General features: G+C 32.4%; 23 protein-coding genes. 1 reads left to right on the top strand and 22 read right to left on the bottom strand.

What is annotated here, in order from left to right:
* Positions 1-32: 32 nt before the first annotated feature.
* From LG45_RS11615 to LG45_RS11510, 21 genes are all read right to left on the bottom strand, one after another.
* On the bottom strand, positions 33-1139 hold the full coding sequence (locus LG45_RS11615; protein WP_035127372.1) for a cupin domain-containing protein: 1107 nt from the start codon (positions 1137-1139) through the stop codon (positions 33-35).
* 85 nt (positions 1140-1224) lie between these two features.
* Complete coding sequence (locus LG45_RS11610; RefSeq protein WP_035127370.1) at positions 1225-2205, bottom strand: carbon-nitrogen hydrolase family protein; 981 nt, start codon at positions 2203-2205, stop codon at positions 1225-1227.
* A gap of 2 nt (positions 2206-2207) precedes the next feature.
* Complete coding sequence (locus LG45_RS11605) at positions 2208-3074, bottom strand: hypothetical protein (RefSeq protein WP_035127368.1); 867 nt, start codon at positions 3072-3074, stop codon at positions 2208-2210.
* The gene (locus LG45_RS16145) at positions 3071-3493 is read right to left on the bottom strand and encodes an acyl-CoA thioesterase (protein WP_052087573.1); all 423 of its coding nucleotides are present in this window, start codon (positions 3491-3493) and stop codon (positions 3071-3073) included. The genes LG45_RS11605 and LG45_RS16145 overlap by 4 nt, the downstream gene beginning before the upstream one ends.
* Positions 3494-3696: 203 nt before the next feature.
* Positions 3697-5277: an FMN-binding glutamate synthase family protein gene (locus tag LG45_RS11595; protein WP_035127366.1), complete on the bottom strand. Its 1581-nt coding sequence runs from the start codon at positions 5275-5277 to the stop codon at positions 3697-3699.
* An 8-nt stretch (positions 5278-5285) separates the two neighbouring features.
* Positions 5286-6875 (bottom strand): AMP-binding protein, encoded by a 1590-nt coding sequence (locus LG45_RS11590; RefSeq protein ID WP_035127364.1) that lies wholly within the window; start codon positions 6873-6875, stop codon positions 5286-5288.
* Between the two features lie 2 nt (positions 6876-6877).
* Positions 6878-9178 carry an oxidoreductase gene (locus LG45_RS11585; RefSeq protein WP_035127362.1) on the bottom strand — a complete coding sequence of 767 codons (2301 nt, stop codon included), beginning with the start codon at positions 9176-9178 and terminating at the stop codon, positions 6878-6880.
* An 83-nt stretch (positions 9179-9261) separates the two neighbouring features.
* Positions 9262-9867: a flavin reductase family protein gene (locus tag LG45_RS11580; RefSeq protein ID WP_035127361.1), complete on the bottom strand. Its 606-nt coding sequence runs from the start codon at positions 9865-9867 to the stop codon at positions 9262-9264.
* A 147-nt stretch (positions 9868-10014) separates the two neighbouring features.
* Complete coding sequence (locus LG45_RS11575) at positions 10015-11313, bottom strand: DUF389 domain-containing protein (RefSeq protein WP_035127358.1); 1299 nt, start codon at positions 11311-11313, stop codon at positions 10015-10017.
* 307 nt (positions 11314-11620) lie between these two features.
* Complete coding sequence (locus LG45_RS11570) at positions 11621-12244, bottom strand: MCP four helix bundle domain-containing protein (RefSeq protein ID WP_035127356.1); 624 nt, start codon at positions 12242-12244, stop codon at positions 11621-11623.
* A 70-nt stretch (positions 12245-12314) separates the two neighbouring features.
* Positions 12315-12854: a hypothetical protein gene (locus LG45_RS11565; protein WP_035127354.1), complete on the bottom strand. Its 540-nt coding sequence runs from the start codon at positions 12852-12854 to the stop codon at positions 12315-12317.
* A gap of 286 nt (positions 12855-13140) precedes the next feature.
* On the bottom strand, positions 13141-13707 hold the full coding sequence (locus LG45_RS11560; protein WP_035127352.1) for a hypothetical protein: 567 nt from the start codon (positions 13705-13707) through the stop codon (positions 13141-13143).
* Between the two features lie 44 nt (positions 13708-13751).
* Complete coding sequence (locus LG45_RS11555; protein ID WP_035127351.1) at positions 13752-14642, bottom strand: alpha/beta hydrolase family protein; 891 nt, start codon at positions 14640-14642, stop codon at positions 13752-13754.
* A 106-nt stretch (positions 14643-14748) separates the two neighbouring features.
* Entirely contained in the window at positions 14749-15207 is a 459-nt protein-coding gene (locus LG45_RS11550; RefSeq protein WP_240471874.1) for a nuclear transport factor 2 family protein, read from the bottom strand.
* A 43-nt stretch (positions 15208-15250) separates the two neighbouring features.
* Positions 15251-15565: a hypothetical protein gene (locus LG45_RS11545; RefSeq protein ID WP_035127347.1), complete on the bottom strand. Its 315-nt coding sequence runs from the start codon at positions 15563-15565 to the stop codon at positions 15251-15253.
* Positions 15566-15652: 87 nt separating this feature from the next.
* Positions 15653-16714 carry a tetratricopeptide repeat protein gene (locus tag LG45_RS11540; RefSeq protein ID WP_131494660.1) on the bottom strand — a complete coding sequence of 354 codons (1062 nt, stop codon included), beginning with the start codon at positions 16712-16714 and terminating at the stop codon, positions 15653-15655.
* A 126-nt stretch (positions 16715-16840) separates the two neighbouring features.
* A complete protein-coding gene (locus tag LG45_RS11530) occupies positions 16841-18322 on the bottom strand; it encodes a rhomboid family intramembrane serine protease (protein ID WP_052087572.1) in 1482 nt (493 codons plus the stop codon).
* Between the two features lie 184 nt (positions 18323-18506).
* On the bottom strand, positions 18507-19544 hold the full coding sequence (locus LG45_RS11525; protein ID WP_035127335.1) for a serine hydrolase domain-containing protein: 1038 nt from the start codon (positions 19542-19544) through the stop codon (positions 18507-18509).
* A 268-nt stretch (positions 19545-19812) separates the two neighbouring features.
* Positions 19813-20196, bottom strand: coding sequence for a DoxX family protein (locus tag LG45_RS11520; RefSeq protein WP_035127333.1), 384 nt, complete (start codon positions 20194-20196; stop codon positions 19813-19815).
* A 6-nt stretch (positions 20197-20202) separates the two neighbouring features.
* Complete coding sequence (locus tag LG45_RS11515; RefSeq protein ID WP_035127331.1) at positions 20203-20706, bottom strand: SRPBCC family protein; 504 nt, start codon at positions 20704-20706, stop codon at positions 20203-20205.
* Positions 20696-21022, bottom strand: coding sequence for an ArsR/SmtB family transcription factor (locus LG45_RS11510; protein ID WP_035127328.1), 327 nt, complete (start codon positions 21020-21022; stop codon positions 20696-20698). Before LG45_RS11510 ends, LG45_RS11515 begins: the two co-directional genes overlap by 11 nt.
* Positions 21023-21193: 171 nt before the next feature.
* Here LG45_RS11510 and LG45_RS11505 point away from each other — a divergent pair, with 171 nt between their 5' ends.
* The gene (locus tag LG45_RS11505) at positions 21194-21463 is read left to right on the top strand and encodes a MerR family transcriptional regulator (RefSeq protein ID WP_052087571.1); all 270 of its coding nucleotides are present in this window, start codon (positions 21194-21196) and stop codon (positions 21461-21463) included.
* A 107-nt stretch (positions 21464-21570) separates the two neighbouring features.
* Here the strand turns inward: LG45_RS11505 and LG45_RS11500 are convergent, their stop codons facing one another.
* On the bottom strand, positions 21571-22116 hold the full coding sequence (locus LG45_RS11500; protein ID WP_131494659.1) for a hypothetical protein: 546 nt from the start codon (positions 22114-22116) through the stop codon (positions 21571-21573).
* Positions 22117-22224: the final 108 nt, after the last annotated feature.

Raw genomic sequence — 22224 nt, 5'->3', positions numbered from 1 at the left:
TGTTTTGTTTAATTGTTTTCTAAAATTTATTTTTAAATTAACTGATTTCCGTTATTTCCTTCCAATTCTCTTGATTGATACAATCCTAATTTTTCAATAACAGGTAAATCATTGAATGAAAACAAGCACGCATCTTCGGTTTCTGATAAATTGTGGTGTTCGTGCCAAGCCCAAGATGGAACGCAGAAAATATCGCGTTCTTTCCAGTCAAATCGTTTTCCGTTGATGATTGAATAACCATGACCTTTTGCACATTGATACACGAATGAACCTGTGTGTTTGTGCGCTTTTCCTTTAAAATTGGCGGGTAATAATTGCATTGATGCGCCCATAGTTTGCATCACGTGTCCGCCAGTTAACGGATTAGAATAGTGCATCAAAATTCCGTCAAACGGATTAATTTCATTCACTTTTACAGCTTCCAACAATGATGGATAAACGGTTTTCCACGAATATTTGAATAATGGTGAATAGGGTTTGTCCCAAACTTTATCTGCTGGAATAAATCCCGAAGTTCCATAGGTTATTGGTGAATAATTCACTGGAAAATCTAATGGTTGCTTTCCGTCATAAACTGCATAGTCATTTGCTTCAAGTGCATTTACTAAAGGAATATCCAATCCGTCCTGCCAGATGCAAGTTTTTCCATTTGCGTCAACGCCGTGTTCGTGCCATGTTGAGTTTGGTGTAATTACGAAATCGTTAACTTCAAATGTGATTTTGTTTCCATCAACCACTGTGTAACCGCCTTCGCCTTCCATGATGAAGCGCAATGCCGATGCTTTGTGTTTGTGCGCCGATGTGCTTTCGCCTGGACGTGTAACCTGAATTCCGGTGTACAACCAACCAACAGCTGCAGAAACGTCTTTTCGTTTGTCGTTTACCAAATAAACAACGCGTCTTCCTGCTTGTTCCGGCGTAACTAACTCAGAAGATTTCAGGACTAATTCGCGTAAATCGTCGTATTTCCAAAGCATTGGAACCGATGAACTTCTTGGTTCCCAAGGTTCTATATCGTTGGCAACTGTCCATAATGCGCCAGCTCCGAGAGTTTCTAATTCTTTATAGTAAGCTTCGAGTTCGGGTGTGTCGTGAACCCTTGCTCTGCCTATTTGATCGTCTGAATGATTTTCGTTCATATGTAATTTATTATTTTGCCATTGATTTAAAAGATAAAAAGGATTTTTATAATCTGTGAAAATCTTTTAAATCTGTGGCATTATTCTATCTCTTATTAAAATCCTCATGATTATCAATAAACGTGATTTTTCGGGTTGGAGCGATGTTTACCCGCAAATCAAAAATATCAAATCTATTGTAATGTCCGAGAATGTCGTGCATTTGTTTTGGTTGGATGCATTTCTGCAAATCGATATCGGCGTACACAATTCCTTCGTCGTCGATTAATGGTTCGCCAACAACTGCGCCATTCGGACCAATAATTCCCGAAAAAGCGGAATTTTTACGTGTTAGTAATTCATCTACATTTGGAACATCATTTCGCAAGGCATCTTTAATTTCCTGTGAAATTGTAGAACACGAAACGATTGTGAACAATTTTCCTTCGAATGAATGTGCGGCTGCTCTAATTTTGATTGCTTCTGCCATATCGTAATCTGGTGGTGCAACTGGAAGCGAAATGTAGTTGGCAATATGAATTAATTCGCCTTGAGAAAGTAAGGTGAAACGCGCTAATGTATTGGTGTTTTCTCCACAAGCTAATGTTCCTATTGGACCAATTTCTGTATCATAAACTTTTAAGGACGAACCGTCGCCAGAAGTCCAAGTTAGTTTTTCTGCCCAAGTTGGAACTAGTTTTCGGTGTTTTCCTATTAGGTTTCCGTTGTTGTCAATGATTAAATTGGTGTTGTAAATTTCACCGTAACTGTCTCCGCGTTCGTTGATTCCGATTACAATATGGCAATTGTGGTCTTTTGCCGCTTGAAATAACGGTTTCATTGATTCATCGGTAACTTTTACAGAAGATTTATACAATTCTTCATACCATTTGCTTCCTTGAACTGGCGTCATAATCCAATTCCAATACGGATAACCAGCAACAAATACTTCTGGAAAAGCAATTAGATTGGCTCCGTTGGATGTGGCTTCTTTTACGAAGGATACGGCTTTATCAATAGTTTTTTCTACGTTTAGAAAAACTGGTGATGTTTGTACAGCGGCTGCTTTGAATTTTTTGAATTCCATAGTTAATTGCAATTTTTTTTATAAGATTCTATTAAATTTAAAAAAGGTTCCGATTCTTTTTTTAAATATAAAGTATCAATAGTGTAATATTTTTCAAATTCATCTAATGTTGATTTTTTTGCTTCATCAATTAATGAATCATAATCTATTGTTGATTTATCAAATTGTGAATGTTCCCATTTACCATTTTTAATTATTGTTTTAACAAAATCACTACAATCTTGAAATATATATTGGAAAACTTTTGCTACATATTTATCATTATATTTGGGCATGGATATTCGAAATTTTTCAAGATCATAAATTTCAAATGCTATATCTTGTTTTTGATTACTTAAATAGGTTAAAGTAATAAGTTTTTTTCTTTTCTTCAAAATATAGTCTTTAGACTTTCTACTGTATTTAAAGGTATCTTCATAAAAGTTTTTCTGATATAAACTTATAATGTCTTCTTTTATAATGGGTAACCATGCTTTTTTGGTAGATGTTATTAATTTACCATCACTATCTAATTTTCTAATATTCATTAATCTGTAGGACATATAATAGTTTTTATCGTAAAAAACCGTGATCATAGATAGATTCTTTTGAGTAATAGTCTTTGGTAAATCGGAAACGTTTGCTTTAAATTCAAAACTATTATCATCTAAATTTAAAAATCTTTCAAATGATGATGCATAAAGGTCTTCATAATCACCTGAAGTATTTTCAAGAAAATACGCTATATAACCATCTACTTTATGTCCATCGGTATAAGTTAATTCACATTTATTGAAATTTTTAGCGCGTTCTAAGTCTTCTAATTGTGAAAACATCAATTGACTAGTTATTAAAATTGATGCTAAAACTATTTTTTTTAATAAAATCATATTAAATATTTTAAGATTCTATTTTTCATTTCCTCATTAAACGGTTCGGCTTTAATATCATTTTTATTTTCTTGAAAGGCCACGTTAACTAAGGTTACTTCTCCTTCAAGACAGGTTTTTCCTTCTTCGTCTTCAAATTTAAATCCGCATAGGATGGAAGCAGAGCCGAGATTTTTAACCCATAGTTTTTTGGTTAGGATTTCTCCTAATCGTGCTGCTTTTTTGAATTGTACTTTTAAATCCACGGTTGGAATTCCGTTGGTTTCGTGCATTTTTGAAAAAGGTCGGTCGAGCGCTTCATCAAACCAATCTTCGACCAGACAATTGAGCATTTCTAGAAATCTTGGATAGAATACAATTCCGGCGTAATCTACATGCTGGAAACGAATTTTTTCTTGTTTTATAAAAGGTTGGTTCATTTTTAATTACTAATTATGAATTACGAATTTGATTTTATACGATTTTGTTTTGTCACAGAACTTTACTGATTATCACAGATTTTAAATTAGTCACTTACCATTGCTGATAAGCTTAGCCCAGATTGCAACGAAATCCTTTTCTTTTTTTTCTTTAAAAAAAGAAAAGATTGGAGTGTAAAGCTGGAAATAGCTCCTAAAAAAAACTAAAAACTCTCGACACTTGCTCTTTTCCAATCTTTAAAAAGGCTGTTAGAAACGGTACTTCCATCTAATAGTGAGCCGGTTTTTATCTCTGGATAGGTTTCTTCAAATGTTTGTGTTTTGCCTAAATTGATTCGTGTACTTACCACAGAACGATCGACTTTGTCTGGATGATCGATTCCTGCTGATGCCATTAAATCCATTGCTGATTTTACGGTTTCGTGCTGGAAACGTGCCACACGAATGCTTTTTTCTTCGGGAACTAAACCTTTTGTCAGTCTTGGGTCTTGTGTTGCAACTCCGGTTGGACAAGTGTTTGCGTGACATTCTAATGCTTGAATGCAACCCAAGGCAAACATCATTCCGCGTGCTGAATTACATAAATCGGCTCCAAGGGATAAATTTCTGATGATGTCAAATCCTGTAATTACTTTTCCGCTGGCAATGATTTTTATTTGGTCTTTGATTGCAAAACCGTTTAAGGCGTCGTAAACAAATGCTACGGCATCGCGCAATGGCATTCCAACGTGATCTGAATATTCTTGTGGTGCCGCACCAGTTCCGCCTTCGCCACCATCTACAGTGATGAAATCGAGATAGGTTTTGGTAGCAACCATCGCTTTACAAATGGATAGAAATTCGGACTTGTTTCCGATGCAGATTTTCATTCCGATAGGTTTTCCGCCAGAACCTTTTCGGAGTAATTTAACAAATTCCATTAATTCTAACGGATTGTTAAATGCCGAATGCGTTGGTGGAGAAATGATATCGTGACCTTTTGAAACCAAGCGAATATTGGCAATTTCATCGGTTACTTTTTCTTTTGGTAAAATACCACCATGACCAGGTTTTGCACCTTGAGAGAATTTAATTTCAATCATTTTGACATTCTCTTGCGTAGCACGTTTTGCAAACTCATCATAATCAAATCGTCCATCGGCATTGCGACAGCTGAAATAACCAGTTCCGATATTCCAAACGACATCTCCGCCTTGTAAATGGTACGGTGAAAGTCCGCCTTCGCCAGTATTGTGATAAAATCCACCTTGTTTTGCTCCAGCGTTTAATGCAATAATTGCGTTTTTACTAAGTGAACCAAAACTCATTGCGCTAATGTTAAATAAGCTCGCTTGATACGGTTTTTCACACTGAGAAGAACCAATTCTAACGCGAGGATTTTCGTTTACATTAGAAAATGAAATGGCTTTGATACTGTGATTAATCCATTCATAACCATCTTGATACACATCGAGTTGTGTTCCGAAAGGCATCGAATCGGTTTCTTTTTTACTTCTTTGATATACCAAACTTCGTTGTAATCTTGTAAATGGTTTTCCGTCGGTATCGCTTTCTATAAAATACTGACGAACGCCAGGTCCAAGAGCTTCAAGGAGATAACGCATTCTTCCTAATAGGGGAAAATTTCTACGAATGGTTTTCTTGGATTGATACATATCGTAAAAACCCATTATTATTAGGGGAATAAATATCAATAACAGGAAACTGAATTTCCAATTGATATAGGTTAGAATTCCGATAATTGCCAAGGATGTTATGGCGAATGTTATGAATACTTTTCTCATTTATATTCTTATTTCAACTTAAATCGTTGTATTTTTCCTGTTTCCGTTTTTGGTAATTCTTCAACAAAATTTATTGCTCTTGGATATTTATATGGTGCAGCTACTTCTTTGAACCATAGTTGTATATCTTTAGCTAATTCGTTAGAAGCTTTAGTATAATCTTTTAAGACAATGTGAGCGCAGACTAACATTCCACGTTCTTCATCGGGCAAACCTACAACAGCACATTCTAGAATTTCTTCGTGGGTTAAAAGTACGGATTCTACTTCAATTGCACCAATATTATATCCAGAAGAAATAATCATATCGTCGCCACGAGCCACAAACCAAAAATAGCCGTCTTCATCTTGTCGGAAAATATCTCCAGTTAAATTCCAGCCGTTTTCTACGTATTCTTTTTGTTTTTCAATTCGGTTTAAGTATTTGCAACCTGTGATTCCGCGAACGGCCAATCTTCCTGGTTCATTTGTTGGAACTTCATTTCCGTCTGCATCAATAATTTTAGCTTCGTAACCAGTAATTGCTTTTCCGGTTGCGCCGGGTTTCATATTTTCTTCATTAGATGAAATGAAGATGTGTAACATTTCGGTTGCTCCAATTCCGTCAATAATTTTTAGTCCAGTTGCATCGTACCAATCTTGCCAAACCTTTAATGGTAATGTTTCACCAGCAGAAATACATTTGCGCAAGCTGGAAATATCGTAATCGTTGACTTTAGTTGTTATGATTCTCCAAGCTGTTGGAGCTGTAAAACAAATGGTAATTTTAAAATCTTCAATTGCTTTTAACAATAAATCTGGGCTTGGTTTTTCTATTAAAAAAGTGGATGCGCCAAAGTACATTGGAAACAAAACCAATCCGCCTAAACCAAAAGTGAATCCGAGTGGCGGACTTCCTGTAAAAACATCATTTTGAGTGGGTTGTAAAGAATATTGAGGAAATGCTTCGCAAATATTTAAAATATCTTTGTGATAATGCGATGTCATTTTTGGTAATCCAGTTGTACCAGAAGTGAATCCGATTAGGCAAATGGAATCGGCTTTGGAATGATAATTAACGAATGTTTTTGACTTGGTCTCCATTAACTTTTCCAAATCAGAATTTCTGTAGAAACTAACTTTTTTAAGAAAATCAGATTTTACTAAATTCATTTCTTCCGACAATTCGCTGTCACAAAAGGCGTGAGAAATCTCGGCGCAATCAATTATGGTGGTTAATTCTTTTGCCCGAAGCAATGGCATTGTGGCGACAACAATTCCACCAGCTTTTAGTATTGCAAACCAACAAGCAACCATCATTGGGTTATTGGCAGAACGTATCAACACGCGATTACCTGATTTTAATCCTAAATCATCAATTAAAACATGCGCAATTTGATTTGCTTTTTCATATAAATCTTGATACGTCCAAGTTTCTGTAAAAGTTTGGATACAAATGTTGTTTCCACGACCTTCCTTAATATGATTGTCTAATAATTTATCGACGCAATTCAGCATTTCTGGATGTTGAAATTGAGGTAAATCCAAAAAAGAATATTCCGGAAGAAATTCTAATTCAGGTAAACTATTGTGAGCGAAATTGTCTTCGTAATTTTTCATGACTATTTCTTATTACTCTTTGGTTTTAACGCTTTTTTCATTCCGTCAGCTTGCTTTCTTTCGGAAGTTTTTAATGGATATAAATGTGAAATTCCCATTTTGTATTGCTTTGGAATATCGTCTGCTTCAAAATTTTCATAGGCTTGAGCATTTCTAACAAAATACGGATCCAATAATAGTGGTCTTCCAAGTGCCACAATATCTGCGCGACCGTTTAAAATTATGGTATTTATCTGATCGATGTCTTGAATGTAACCTGCTGTAATTGTTGGAACTTGAACTGTATTTCGAACCAAATCTGAAAATGGTGTTTGCCACATTCTGCCCGTTTGCGGTTTCTGATAGGTAACTGTATTTCCTGTCGAAACATTAATAATATCGGTTCCGGCATTTTTAAAAGCGGCTGCAATTGTAAGTACATCATCTTCTGAAATTCCGTTTTCTGCCCAATCTGTTGCTGAGATTCTTACTGACATTGGTTTTTCTTTTGGAAAAACGTTTCGCATTTCTGTGAAAACTCGTAATGGAAATCTCAATCGGTTTTCGATACTTCCTCCAAATTCGTCTGTTCGAACATTTGTCAATGGCGATAGGAAAGAAGCTAATAAAAATCCGTGATGTGCTTGTAGTTCGATCATGTCAAATCCAGCTTTTTCTGAGTTTATTGTTGCTTGAACAAATTGAGAAGTGATTTCATCCATATCGGATAAAGTCATTTCTTCTGGTATTGCAAATTTTTCATTAAACGGAATTGCTGATGCCGAAATTAATTGCCACTTTTCATCCAAATCATTTTCTTCCCAAGGTTTTTTAGTGGCGCCTTTTCGACCTGAATGTCCTAATTGAATTCCAATTTTTGTAAATGTATTATTATGAATAAAATTAGTTATTTTTTTCCATTCAACTATTTGATTTTCATTATAAATACCTGTGCAACCTAAAGTGATACGTCCAGTTTCTGAAATAGCCGTCATTTCGGTTAAAATCAATCCCAATCCGCCAAGAGCTCTTGAAGTGTAATGTTGAAAATGCCAGTCGTTTACCACTCCGTTTTCTGCTGAATATTGTCCCATGGACGACATGGCAATTCGGTTTTGCAGTTCTAAATCTCTTAATTTGAATTTGGAGAAAGCAGCAGGAGATTCAGATTCTGAAACAAGTTCAGAATGACAATTGGTATTATATTCTTTTAAAACTTTATCAGTAAATGAATTATCACGTAATCGTAAATTCTCGTAAGTTACTTTTTTGGCACGTGTCATGCATCCGAAAGCAAATTGATAGAACGGATGTTGGTTGTGACGGTTCATGTTTTCGAACCAATCTAACGACACTAAAGCCGCATATTGAATCATCTCGACAGTATTTCTTCGGGATTTATCATACTGTTGGAAAGCAGCTTGCACATCTTTTGGATTTGCCATCACTGCATCGAATAAACCTATAGCTGAATCCATCGCTAATTTTGTTCCCGAACCGATAGAATAATGCGCTGTAGCTTTAGAATCTCCAAGTAAAACTATATTTTTATGAAACCAATTTTGATTTGTTACATGTGGAAATTGACGCCAATGTGATTTATTTGAAATCAATCCATGACCATCTAATTCTTCCTTGAAAATTTCTGAAATTTTAGCAATGGTATCGGCTTCGTTGGTTACTTCAAAATTAAACTTTTGCCAAGTTTCATCGGAACATTCGAAAATCCATGTACTCATTCCGGCTTCGTATTGATAGGAGTGTGCTACTATTAAGCCGTGTTCTGTATTTCTAAAAAAATAGGTAAAAGCATCTAATGGTTTTGTTGAACCTAACCAAACAAATCGGTTTTTCTTAAGTTCTATTTTAGTTCCGAATTCTGATGCGAATTGCGTTCTTATTTGACTTCCAATTCCGTCTGAAGCAATGATTATGTCGGCATCTTCAAATTGGCTTAAATCATCTACATTGTGTTCGAAATGAAGATTTACGCCTTCTTCTGTACAGCGTTGTTGTAATAATTGTAATAATGTTTTTCGAGAACAACCGCAAAATCCGTTTCCGGCAATATTTACTGTTTCTCCATCACGAGCGATGATAATGTCATCCCAATAGGCGAATTTGCTTCGGATTAATTCATAGGATTGCATGTCGCGTTTTAAGAATTCGCCTAAAGTTTCATCAGAAAAAACTACACCAAAACCAAAACTGTCATCTGATTTATTGCGTTCGTAAACATCGATTTGACAATGAGGCATTGCTTTTTTTGTTAATATCGAGAAGTAAAGTCCGCCTGGACCACCACCAATTACTGCTATTTTCATATTTTTTTGAACGCGGATGACACGGATGCTTTGCAACGCGGATTTCCACGGATTTTTAATTGTTTATATTTTGTTCAGCTAAATTATCCTCTTTTAATGGAAAATAATTCGCCTAATTTAGCATAGTTTGATCCTGCTAAACGTGCTATTGGTTTGTAGGTTTCTAAATTAATTTTGTAATTATCCAACAAAATACTGTCATCAAAATGCATCATGACTATCCGACCAATAACGATGCATGCGCCACCATTTTTGTGATTTTCTAGAAAGTAATGATGTACCATTTCGCATTCAAAAGTTACTAAACTTTCTTTAACACGCATTGGTTTTATTAGTGTGGATGGAATAGGAGTGACCTCTGCCAATTGGAATTCGTCAACATCTGCAGCAACAGTTTGTGCTGTGGTATTCATTTTTTCGGCCAATTCTTCGGTAACCATGTTTACCACAAATTGTCCATTTGCCAAAACATTATTTAGAGTATCTTTATTGGTATTGTTTCCACGAGTTGTAGAAAACATAACATGTGGTGGATCTTCACCAATAGCATTGAAATAGGAGAAAGGAGCAAGATTGTTAATTCCGTTTGCATCAACAGTAGAAATCCAGCCAATTGGTCTAGGAATTACCGAACCTGTGAGTAGTTTGTAAACGGCAGAATGCTCTAATTCGTTTGGATTGAATTGCATTTAGTTAGTTTGTTTTGTTTGTACACAAATTAACTAAAAAAAGATGAATAATAATAATACAATTTTCAAGGAAGTTTTTAAAACATAATTTAAAAATGGAAGCTTTAAATTTTGATAATCATAAATAGTTGAGATTAAATACCATTTTTAGCTATTTTTCCAAAATACATCTATTTTTTCTTTTTTAATTCTGGTTTTCACCCATAGTGTTAGTTTTTCAGCATCTGTTGTGCTTAATGGTTTAGTACTTGTATAAATTACTACTGGAATTATTTCAATTTTTTCTTTACCTGAATTAAATGGATGATTAGAAATTGATATATCGGTAAGTGACGGAAAGAGTATTTTGGCTTCTGCCAATAATGAATTGTTATCGTATTTATTGTCTTGTATTTCCTTTTTTAAGGACGAAATTAGTACGTCTTTTTCATTCAAATTTGTTTTCTCATTCTTAATTTGATTTAAAATATCTTGCTTTAAATTGGTAGTATCTTGTCTAATTTTAAGTTCGGTATTTGCTAAACCATATATTTTCATTTTCTGATTGAGCTCAACTTTCTCAAAATCAGTAAACTTTTTAGATAAAAAAGCCACTTCAATACTTTTAGGATTGGTCTTGAATCTGGTTTTTTTATAAATGACCGTAAAACCATTATCAACGAATTCGTTTTGGATAAATGTGCTTACTTTTTGATCAAATTTTCGTTCTTCAAAAAGTGTGTAGGCAAAGTAAATACTAGGTAAAACAAGAATTATTGTTAATATGCTTATAGCGTAAGTGATTTGTTTTTCTCTTGCTTTTTCAAATGTTTTTATTCTGGGATATTTTAAAAATTTGACTATTAAAAAGGTCGCAACACAAATAAAGACACAGTTGATGGTGTATAAATATAACGCACCACCAAAGAATCGAAGATTTCCAATAGCCAATCCGTAACCAGCAGTACAAAGTGGTGGCATTAATGCCGTTGCAATAGCGACACCCGGAATTGGATTTCCTTTTTCTTTTCTAGTAATGGCAATAACACCGACAAGTCCGCCAAAAAAGGCAATTAGAATATCATAAATATTAGGAGATGTACGTGCTAAAAGTTCGGATTGGGTTTCTTTAAACGGACTTAAATAAAAATATATTGTAGAAACGGCCAAACTCACGAAAGTGGCAATAAGCAGGTTTTTTAGTGATTTTTTCAAAAGCCCAAAATCATAAATACCCAATGCAAATCCAGCACCAATAATCGGACTCATTAGCGGTGAAATAAGCATTGCACCAATAATTACCGCTGTTGAATTTACATTTAATCCGACCGAGGCAACAACGATAGCACAAGCAAGAATCCATAAATTGGCACCTCTAAAAGAAATGTTAGATTTTACATTTTCTAAAACTACTTGTTTTTCGTCTTCGCCTTTGGTAAGATCTATAAAGTCTAAAATTTTGTTCATGGTAATCACAATTTGTGTTTATTCGCTAAGATACTAATTATGGCGGATTAGAGCATTCAGATAAAGCAAATTTTAAAGTAATTATGCAATTTCTACTTAATTGTTCGCGATGTCAATTTTACAATAGTATGAATTTTAAATAGATGATTTAACGCTGTTAAGATTGCAACTCTTGTATTTTTTTCATTATTAATTGATAACTAATACTTCTTCTCAATGCTAAAACTGTAAGGTTTGAAAAATTGATTTTACTTTTGAAACCTAATAAATTAAAAAAAACTCTATATTAACGTTTGTTTATTCAATATTAATTAAGCGATGGATCTTTCGTTTTAATTACTGGGATTATTGACTCAGCAGAGAACACTATAATTTGCAATACAATCAAAATTAATATAATGATAGCAAATGCATACTGTGAAGATGCTTTGATAGTAGCGTATTGTGATTCAACATTTTTCATTATTAATTTAGATTCCTCTAATTGTATCTTAGAGAGTTTGCTTAAAGTGGTAAGCGCTTTGTTAGTATAAAGGGATGGGCTGTAGTTGTTAGTGGAAAAAGTAGACTCAAATTTATTAATGTAATTTAGTAACTCTACTGCAGTAGTTTTTTCTTTTGGTGTAAGTTTTGTTTTGCTATACGCACTGTAAGTAGCATTGAAATTATCATTTAAAGTCTTTATGGCATTTGATTTTGAATTACTATTAGAATCGGATGCTAGTACTTCTCTAACTTGATAAATAGTGCTCGTCATTTTTAATATGTATTCCTCTGCAATTAGCCTATCTTCATACAAAGTAGAAATAGCATCTTTTACATTTGTAGCATGAACTCTTTCTAAATAATTATTTAAAAGTACTAGCAAACATAAAGATAACAGTATTATCGAGGCTAAAGATTTGTTTTTGATGTTATTGGTCCATTTCATTTTTAGTGCTAGTTTAATTATATTGTGTACTATTTGTGAAAAAGTAAATGCAATTTTTTATCGAAATTGACTATCTTCTAGGAACCTCATCCAACCACATTACTTTTAAATCATTTTTCAAAATATTTAAAATATAGCTGTGTTTTTTTGTTTCAAGAATTAGGAGTGGTTCATCAATATCGAAGGAAATAACCGACCAATAGTATCTAAGTTCTCTTTCATTTGCTTTTCTAATAGAATAATTATCCTTACCAATTTCTTTTCTCAATTCATCCCATACTTTTTTAGTATCCTCAACATCTTGAGTCATTTTTCCACTTAACTTATCATTATCAACTAAGAATGTTGTGTTACCACCTTCAATTTCATTGAGTTTTTTGATATTCTTGAATCTGTTCCAAAGTACTGGTCCAATTATCATTATTTTTCCCGATAAAGCGTAATTAGAATCATCTTTTAAATCACCTTCAATCAGTTGCTTGGCTTTTTCAACAAGTTCACTTTTTGCATAATTATAAACGACTCCTTTGGGAATTGTTATTTTTTCAACGGTTTGTCCAAATGATGTACTGAAAATTAAAAAGAGTAGTAGCGTTAAATTTATTTTCATAGTTTCATAATTTAAAAAACGGTTTTTAAAATTTTATACAAGCATCCTCGTTATGATAGTTTTTGCTCCTAGTATCATAATAGTATCTGCTAATATACTAATTATTAAGATGTTTTAAATTTCCAATGAGCAGAAACTTTACAAATGCACAAAACAAACATTTATATACAAAAACTGAAGTGAGTGCTATTTCTTAACAAAAGGATTTCTTTACCAACAGGATTCCACGCATAAGAATCGATTTGCGTGGTAGATTTCCAAAAAACAATAATCACTAATGAATCATTTAGACCTTACTTCTTTGTGAGCGAAGTTTCATTTGATATGATATTTCAACGATTCCCAACAATAGAATTGCTAATACCAATCCTTGCACAAAAACCATTGTTATATAAATAGCGAAATCTGGCAAATACGAATTTGCTGCTTGTGGTGTATAATCTCTATGCAAACTGGTAACTAGAATAACAAAACGTTCAAAATAGGAACCTATTTTAAGGAGTATTGAAATTAATAAAACGTAGAGAAACTTCGATGCTAGTTTTTTAAATAATAACGTAAAAGGCATTACAACAGCAGCGATTAACATCAACCAAGAAGCAAACCAATACGATCCAGTCGCTCTATTAGTAAAAGCAAATTCTTCGGGAATAAAAACCATCCCGATAATAAAGAAGGATGTTGTAATTGCTGCATAAGCAATAATAAGCCAACGAACGATATTTAAGGCTTCTTTGGTTTTAAATTTATTCTTAAATAAAAGTCTTATCAGCAGCAAAATCAGTATAAGCGGAGGAAAGCAATATATTAAATTGGCATCTATTATTTCTATTATTCTTTTGTAAACCTCCATTTAGTTTTAAACTTTAAAATTGCGTAACTCTTGTATGCGTTACTTTATTTAGATTCTTTAGACTTCTTACTACTCAAAGCATTCTGTTTTATCCATTGGATAGAAATGGCAACTGTAGTAGTATCACTAACAGTATTGTGTCCCAATTGAGGAAACAAAGTATAATCAAAAGGTTTGCCTTGTGCTTTTAATGTATTTAATTGCTCCATGCACAACTTCACTGGAATCTGTATATCCTTCTCACCAAAAAGCCAAAGCCCAGGAATGGATAACGTATTCAAAGAAACTTTTGGATCAGTGGCAACAAATTGATATTTGTCAGGGTCATTTTTTATGTGTTCGCGTGCATCAGCTTCGGTATGAGTTTCCCAAAAATTAGTTCTTCCATTAGTATAAAACTGAAATCGGAGCTGCTCTAGTGTTGTAATGGTAGGGCAACTAAATAAAACCATAAATGCTATTTGTGGATTTTTGCTTGCAGCAATCGGAATTATCCATCCTGCCTGACTGAAACCAACCAATCCAATGGGCAGTTTTTTATCTTTTAAGTAGGCTCGAAATGTAGTAACTGCAGCATTTGCATCTTGAGCTAACAAATTAAGATTAGTAGTGTCAATATTATTGGTTCCAACGGTTGGTCCAACATAAACGCCACCAGAAGCTCCAACGCCACGTTTATCATACGTCAATACAGTAATGCCTTCTTTGGCAAGACGTTTAGCAAACTCCAATTCTCTTTTTACAGGATCTGAGCCATGAACAATTACAACGGCTGCAACTGTTTTTTTAGGCGTTACAATAGAACCTGCAAGAGTAATACCTTCACTTTTAAAAGTTACCTCTTGAATGGTAAAGTCGTGCGATTGCGAAAATACCATTGCTGGTAAAGCTAGTAATGATAAACAAAGAAATACTTTAGAAAGGATAATCTTCATTGGAGTATTGTAAAATTGTGTTTGATTCTTTAGTCTGTGTTTTCTATCGCGCTACTATTTTTAATATTTTATAAAAGTAACGCGAAAAGAGTTGTTAACACTTGATTTATTCATTTTTAATAGGAGTAGAGTGAAGCATTTCTAGTTTCCATCCTTTATCTGTTAAAATTGCTGTGGCACTTTCTAGCCAATGCGCTTTATAAACGATTTTAGTATCAATTGAAAACGTCGCATAGTTATGGTAGGCAACCCATGCCGTTTTGTTTGCGACTTTAATTTCAATTATTTCAATGGTATTGATTCGTGTAGGATTAGGTTTCTCTAGTACTGCTTTATTCAAATACTTTGCAATAGAATCGTTAGTCCAAACTTCTCCGTTTTCCAAAAGCAGAAAGTCTTTGGTGTAATACTTATCAATATTTTTAGAACTCAACTTAGACCATATTTCGTCAAAAGATTCAATTACTAAATTTTTAATCAGTTTTTTGTCGGTTTCATTAGAAACTTGACCAAAGGATAGTGTTGTAAAAGACACCATTACTATTATTGATATGAGTTTTTTCATTTTAATTGTTTTGATATTATGCCTAACTATTTATCGTTTGATATTAGTCTTTTATATTAATTTCAGATTTTTCAAATATGTTATTAAAATCTCGTAATCTTTTTGTTTTTTCAAAATTATTGTGGTTTTCATATTCTGCCCAAAACATTACATCTCTTGGATCAAAAACTGCTGCATTAATGTATTTATCTAATTGCGTGAGATTTCCTTTGGACAAAAAAATTATACATCTAATAATTCTCTCCGTCTGCAAATAGCCGGTTTCTAGAATTGCGCTTTCCAACATTTTACCAGCTTCGATTGAATTTGTACCAAAATCAATTTCTATTTTATCGATTATGTCTTTCTTAAATATCATTTTCTAATTCCTCTATTTAGTAACTTTTCAAATTTAAGATTATTGCTAATTAAATAAAATTTATTATTCCAAGCGAAGAGTAAATTACTAATTACAATTATTTTTATATAATTCTATACCATTTGTTTGTCCCAAATCTACTAATTCTTTCCAAGTTTTGCACGCATTTTCTTTATCGCCACCTTCAAAATATGCAACGGCTTTGTTGTATAATGCATCTATATTTTTAGGATCAGTTTTATATGACTTAGAAAAATATTCGGCAGCTATAATATAGTTTTTATCAGAGTAAGCCTTGATTCCCTTTTGGAATAATTTATTTGACTTTTCCATATCATCAAGCGTCGTACTTCTGTTAACATAATCAAATTCAGAAATAGTATTAGTAAAATAAAGTACTCTAACTCCTTTGTATGTTAAACTTGAGTATCTTTTAATTTCAGATCTTATTATAAATGGTATTTTAATTGACTCAAATTCTTCAAAATTGGTTAAATCCCATTTATCAAACGAGTTGTTAATGACGTTAGTGATGATTCCGATTTTATTAGATTTTACACTTGAATAACTTATTTCAGAAGTTACTACTTTTTTCCCTGGAAAAATTGTCAAAGAGCCAACTACATCAATGTTTGAAATATTATTTTTAAATGCTATAAATATTTCGTCATCAAGATTTACATTCAATTTTGGTGTAAATAATTTAGTTGCAACAATATTTTTTTCGCCCTTTCTTTTTTTCAATTCAGTTGAAAACAGCATTTTTTCATCAACTAAATAGGAACGTTTTAGCTTGTCGTTTTCCAATCCAGCTATTTTTTGACAAATGACTAAAGTATCAGAAGAACTTTTTTCAATATGATATCCCGATTTAATTGAAGTTTTTATAACATCTTCTTCAAGAGAAAAGATAAGACATTGGGATTCGTCAGTTTTATAAATAGGGCTTGAATCCATGCAGAATTTTGAATTCCTTATTACTATTTTTGAAAAATTTATTTCAGATTTTGAAATTGGAAGAATCCTACTTCCATCTTTCATTTCTGATTTATATTCTATCCAAGTACCATTAATTTCAGATTCTTTTATTTGTCCAATTACGAAATTAACAAATAGTAATTTGATTATGATTGTAATTTTTAGCTTCATTTTTTAGAATTAATGTCAACGTTTTGAGGTTTGGCAAGAATGTAATTTTCACGACAAAAGTTACTATTGAAACGTTACTATTGGCAAAGCCTTGTACTATCCAGTTGAGTTTTTTTGTGTGTCTGTTTATTGTGTCTGTTGTTCACTGCCAAGCTCTTTAATTTTTGCTTCTATTTGCTTGTTGTAATTTTCTATTTGTATTCTATATTGATCTGTATTCTCCGAAATTGCTTTGTAAAGTAATTCATAAGTCTTAATTCGCAGTTCGCAATATTCCTTTAAAAGCCTATTTCTTGTTCTTATTTCAAGAGGTAAATCCAAGTCTTTGAAGCTGTCTACAAGTTTTATGTTTTCGTTCCAATAGTAAATTCCTCTGTCTTTTATGCTAGATAATATTTTGTCTTTAGAAGTGGTAGGTGATATATTGTAAACTTCTAAAGCCATAGATTCCATCGAAACAAATTCTTTCATTTTTGCATCGTATGTTCCAATGTCGTTAGGTAGTTTTTTGTAAACAGCAAAAGAGGAAACAAGAATCAGAATTGACAATAAACCAATTGTTCCAAATTTCAATTTGTTTTCATCAGGATTTTTTAGGCTTGGAATTAAAGCATAACCAATAACAAGTCCGCCAAGTAAACCGCCAATGTGGGCTGCGTTGTCAATACCTCCTTTAAGTCCATAGATTAAGTTATAACCAACAAAAACTGCAATACTTGTCAATAATGTTTTTCGAGCCGTTTTCTCAATTAAATTCGTCGTCAATAGGGCAAGGAAAACACCATACATTCCAAATATGGCACCCGAAGCACCAGCACTTATGGTTAAGTCGTGCCACCATAAACTTGCAATACTTGCTGTAATTCCTGTAAGTAAGTAGGCTGTAATAAATCTTGTTCTGCCTAAATGAGGTTCTAACAATACACCAATATAAAGTAGTGCATACATATTCATTAAAAGATGAAAAATTCCAATATGTAAAAAGCAATTGGTTAGTAATCGCCACCATTCGCCTTCTAATGTCATAGGTCTAAAATTGGCACCCCAATTCAATAAACTTTCATTGTCTGGTTGCATAATATTTACACCTTTAATTACCATTAAAATAAAAATTAAAATATTCAAGTTTAATAGAATTGGCGTAATGAAGAAACCTTGTGTAGGCTTAAAAATAGAGAAGAAATCTTTTATTTGTTCTGCTGTAGTTGCTGGAGGCAACTTTAAAATATCTTCCTCTTGTGAAACAAGTTGTTCGTTTAATTCTTGATATTTTACATCAAGTTCATCTTTTGTTAAACTTGGTTTTAATTCTAAAAAAGTGTCAATGAAATTAGCAATGTTTTTCTTGTTTTTACCCCAATCCATCATTTCATTTCCGGTCGAAGCACTTTGAATAGTTGCAACTCCGCTCTCTATTTTTATTTTAATTTCTGCGTTCCAAGAAAACATTCCGTTGTCGGTATAACCAATAAGTCCATTGTCGCTTAGGTAGCCAACTTTCCAACCTATTTTCGTTGCGGTCTCGTTTGCAAGTACAAGAAATTGTTGTGGTGTCAATTCGTTAAGAGGAAATTCCTCAATGTGTCTTGGTGTAAATCCTACTGCCATATTTTTTTATTTGTCTGTTAGTTAATGTGTCATGTTACAATTGGCTATAACGTTTTGGCGATTGGCGAGGTTGCGAGCTTAGGAACTGATTATTTTCTATCAAAGATAAAATTTCTTGCAAAATGTAAACGTGAATTTACTACAAAAGTAGCAATCTCGCCAAACCGATATCGGCAGTTTTTTTTTATTTCACTAAATTGCTTTTTAATACGATTTCTTTAATTTTTGTTTCAAAATAATACCATAAATCACTACTTTCAACCATTTGGTTTTCCAAAACAATAATGCTTAAATCATCTTTTGGCACATAAATATTTAAAGAAGCAAAACCATCTCCTAAACCTGTATGTCCAAAATAGTTAGTCTCCTTTTCTTTAACAATTCTGATATTGTAACCATAACCCATTTTTTCTTTTCCAAACACATTGTGTTGCGATTTTACACTTTCCGTTGTCATTAATTTGTAGGTTTCTGGTTTCAAAATTTTTCCGTTATGTAGGTTTTTATTCCAAATTGCCAAATCTTTTACAGTCGTTATAATTCCGTCAGCAGGAATATTTTCTGTATTGATAAACGTTGAATCAACAACTTTGTAATCTTGATTGTTTAAATTATGTCCAGAAACAAGATTTTTAATATCTTTTGAATAACAAAATGTATTTTTCATTTTTTGTTGTTCAAACAATTCTTTTGCTAATTCTACATACGTTTTTTTAGAAGTAAACTCAATAATTTTTCCAAGAAGAATATTTGATAAATTTCCATATTTGTAATCAGAACCAGCTTTAAAAAGAAGTGGCTTTTTAGTATCGATAATTCCGTGAGTATGATTTAATAATTGATGAACAGTGACAGAGTCTGCCCAAGATTGAGTTAGTTCAGGTAAATATTTTTTAATAGGTGATTGTAAATTTACATTTCCTTTTTCAACTTCTTTCAAAAGTAAAACGGATGTAAATTGTTTACTGTTAGACATTATTTCAAATTTGTCATCTAATTTTAAAGGTGTTTTTGTGTTGATATTTGTAAAACCATAAGCCTTAGAATATTTAATTTTTCCATTTTTAGAAATAAGAATAACACCATTAAAATTATAAGGATTTTGTGCTTTTAATAAACTGTCAATTTTTGCAGAATAATCATCTTTTAGTTGAGCTGATGAATTACAAGAAATAAGAAGAAATGCTAATGCAATGAAAGTTAGTTTGAAAAATGGTGTCATTAAGTGTAGTTTTCTTTATGTTAAAGGTTAGTTTGGTGAAATTAGTGCTAACTTATATATAAATCTGATAGCATCATCCTAAATAAACCCAATTTAGTTTGTATAAGTTTGATACACCAAATCTTCATTTCTCAAATATATAAAAAAATCCCTAACTGCTTTAACACAATTAGGGATTCTAAATTCAATAAAATACTTCACAGTTGATAACTATGCTAGGAATTAATTTTTTTACTGGTACCGATTGTAAATCTGTATTATTGTTTTGCTATTCATTTTGAATATTAGATTTCATTTTTTTGCTATAAACATATGAAACTAGTAACACAGCTAAAACTAATAGTGGCATTATCATATTGCCAATCTCTCTGTCAACCATAGCGTGGCTAATAAATGCAAACAGTAAATTGAAAGTGAATCCAGCATAAGCCCATTCTTTTAATGTATTTGGTGTTTTAGGATATACAATCGATATAACACCAAGTATTTTGGCTACAACCAATGAATAGGCAAAGTAATCTGGATAGCCCAAAGCTTTTGTTCCCAAGGTCATGTACTGTGGTGCTAAAATCCAAGTTAGCAACGGCATGACACCTTCCATAAGAGCAATAATAATAGTACTTACCCAATATATAATTTTATTCTTTTTCATAATAAATTATTTTTTTAGTGATGATAATAAAGCATCCAATTGATTTAATCCCATAGTAAAGCCTTCTTTAAAGCCCATTTGTATCACCATCTCTAAATCGGCTAAAGAATTATACTTTGCTGAAATATTCACTAGGGTTTTATCATTTTCTTTGGTAAAGACATTTGTCCATTCTGTTCTTGGCATTTCTGTGTTAATGATCCCATTTTCATCACAAAAAGCATCTAAACCAGTATAGCTCTTGTAAAGTTCAATTTTTACATAATCATTTTTACACCAATGAATTTCGTTTTCAGGGCTTATCATACAATAAAGCCATGTTCCGCCTTCTCTAAAATCCATTGACTTTGTTTTGTTTTGATAAGGTTTTGGTGCCCACCATTGATCTAGCAATTCAGGTTTTGTCCAAGCATCCCAAACTAAAGCTAAATCGGCATTAAACTCACGTTTTACCTTAACTGTTTGTGTTTCTTTGTCGACTATAAAGTCAAATAATAAATTACTGTTCATTTTTTTGTTCTTTAATTGTTGATAATAAATTGTCTAGTTGATTAAACTTAGTTTCCCAAATCTTGCGGAATTGTTCCAGCCATTTGTCTATTTCTTTCATTTTGTCAATTTCAAGCGAGTAGTAAATCTCTCTACCTTGATGTTCTTGTTTTATCAGTTCGCACTCTGTCAAAATCCGAAGATGTTTTGAAACCGCTTGTCTTGATGTGTCGAAGTGTTCGGCAATGGCGTTTGGCGTCCTTGCCTGTAATGCAATCAAGACGATTATCGCTCTTCTTGTTGGATCGGAAATTGCTTGAAAAATATCTCTTCTCATTATTTATTAAAATTAAATACGAAACTAATTGGTTGCAAATATATATGCAACTTTTCGGTTTCGCAAATTTATTTTCACTTTTTTCTCAAAAATATACTTTGTATTAAAAAAAATACTACTTTAGCATTTATAAATGCACAAGTAACTGAACATTAACTAACTATATACGCCATGAGTAAAAAACGCATCCAACAATTAGAACTGAAAGTTCAAGAACTTATCAACCGTTTAAATACTAGAAACGACGAAAACCTTACCGAAGTATGGCTCGATAGTGCCGACATTAAACAACTCTTTCACTTTAGCGACAGCAAACTCTACCGCTTGCGAAAAGCCAATAAAATACCGCATGAACTAATTGGTGGTACTTACCATTACCCAAAAAGCTATTTTACCAAAACACTATTGCAGAAAATTAAAAATAGAGAGAAGTTGGAGTAGGTGATAACAATACTCAACTTTATTTAAAGAATAAACCTCTTTAAAATTGGTTTTAAAGAGGTTTGTTTAATAATGTTATGAGTTATAGAAAACTGTTATAAGCTGTTTTATTTAAATAGTACTTCTTTAAGTGTTCCGTTTTCATTGGCTTCAATGTAAACTTGCATATCACTGTTTAACGGAAAATTATTATCTTTTTGCTTTGCGTAATTTAGTAGAATTTTAGCGCCTTCATATTGTACTTCTTGTACTTCTGGTAAGTCTGAAAATTTTACACCTTCCACTTTAACAAATTTAATGACTCTATTCTTTTCTATTTTTTGAATAAGATTGTAATGCATCATTGCTATAACATAAAAGAATTTTTGATTGTTTTCTTTGGTTAATTTAGTATGAAATACTCCAAAAATTGGCATTCCAAATTCGGTATCCCTATTCATCCAGAATTGAGCAATCTTTACCGCATAAAGAAATTCTTCTGATTTTGAATTCACAGGATTAGAAAAAATATAGGTAGTTGCCTCATATACCAATTCATCATAATCACTAAAACTAGGATTTTCAATTTGCTCCATAGCTTTAAACTTTGCTTTAAATTGTGAAAATCCAATTAATGGGAGAAAACAGAGGAATGTTATAAAAAATTTTTTCATCGTTGAAATTTATTTTTTTTGTTTGATTAGAATGGAGGTATTAAAAATATTATTTTTATGTGCGCACGGATTTCAATTTCGCACTCATAGGTAATTCCTAAAATAATA

The sequence above is a fragment of the Flavobacterium aquatile LMG 4008 = ATCC 11947 genome, from assembly GCF_000757385.1.
In the GTDB taxonomy this organism is placed as follows: domain Bacteria; phylum Bacteroidota; class Bacteroidia; order Flavobacteriales; family Flavobacteriaceae; genus Flavobacterium; species Flavobacterium aquatile.
The sequence above is the reverse complement of the archived record's forward strand: the minus strand, read 5'-3'. Positions and strand labels throughout refer to the sequence as shown.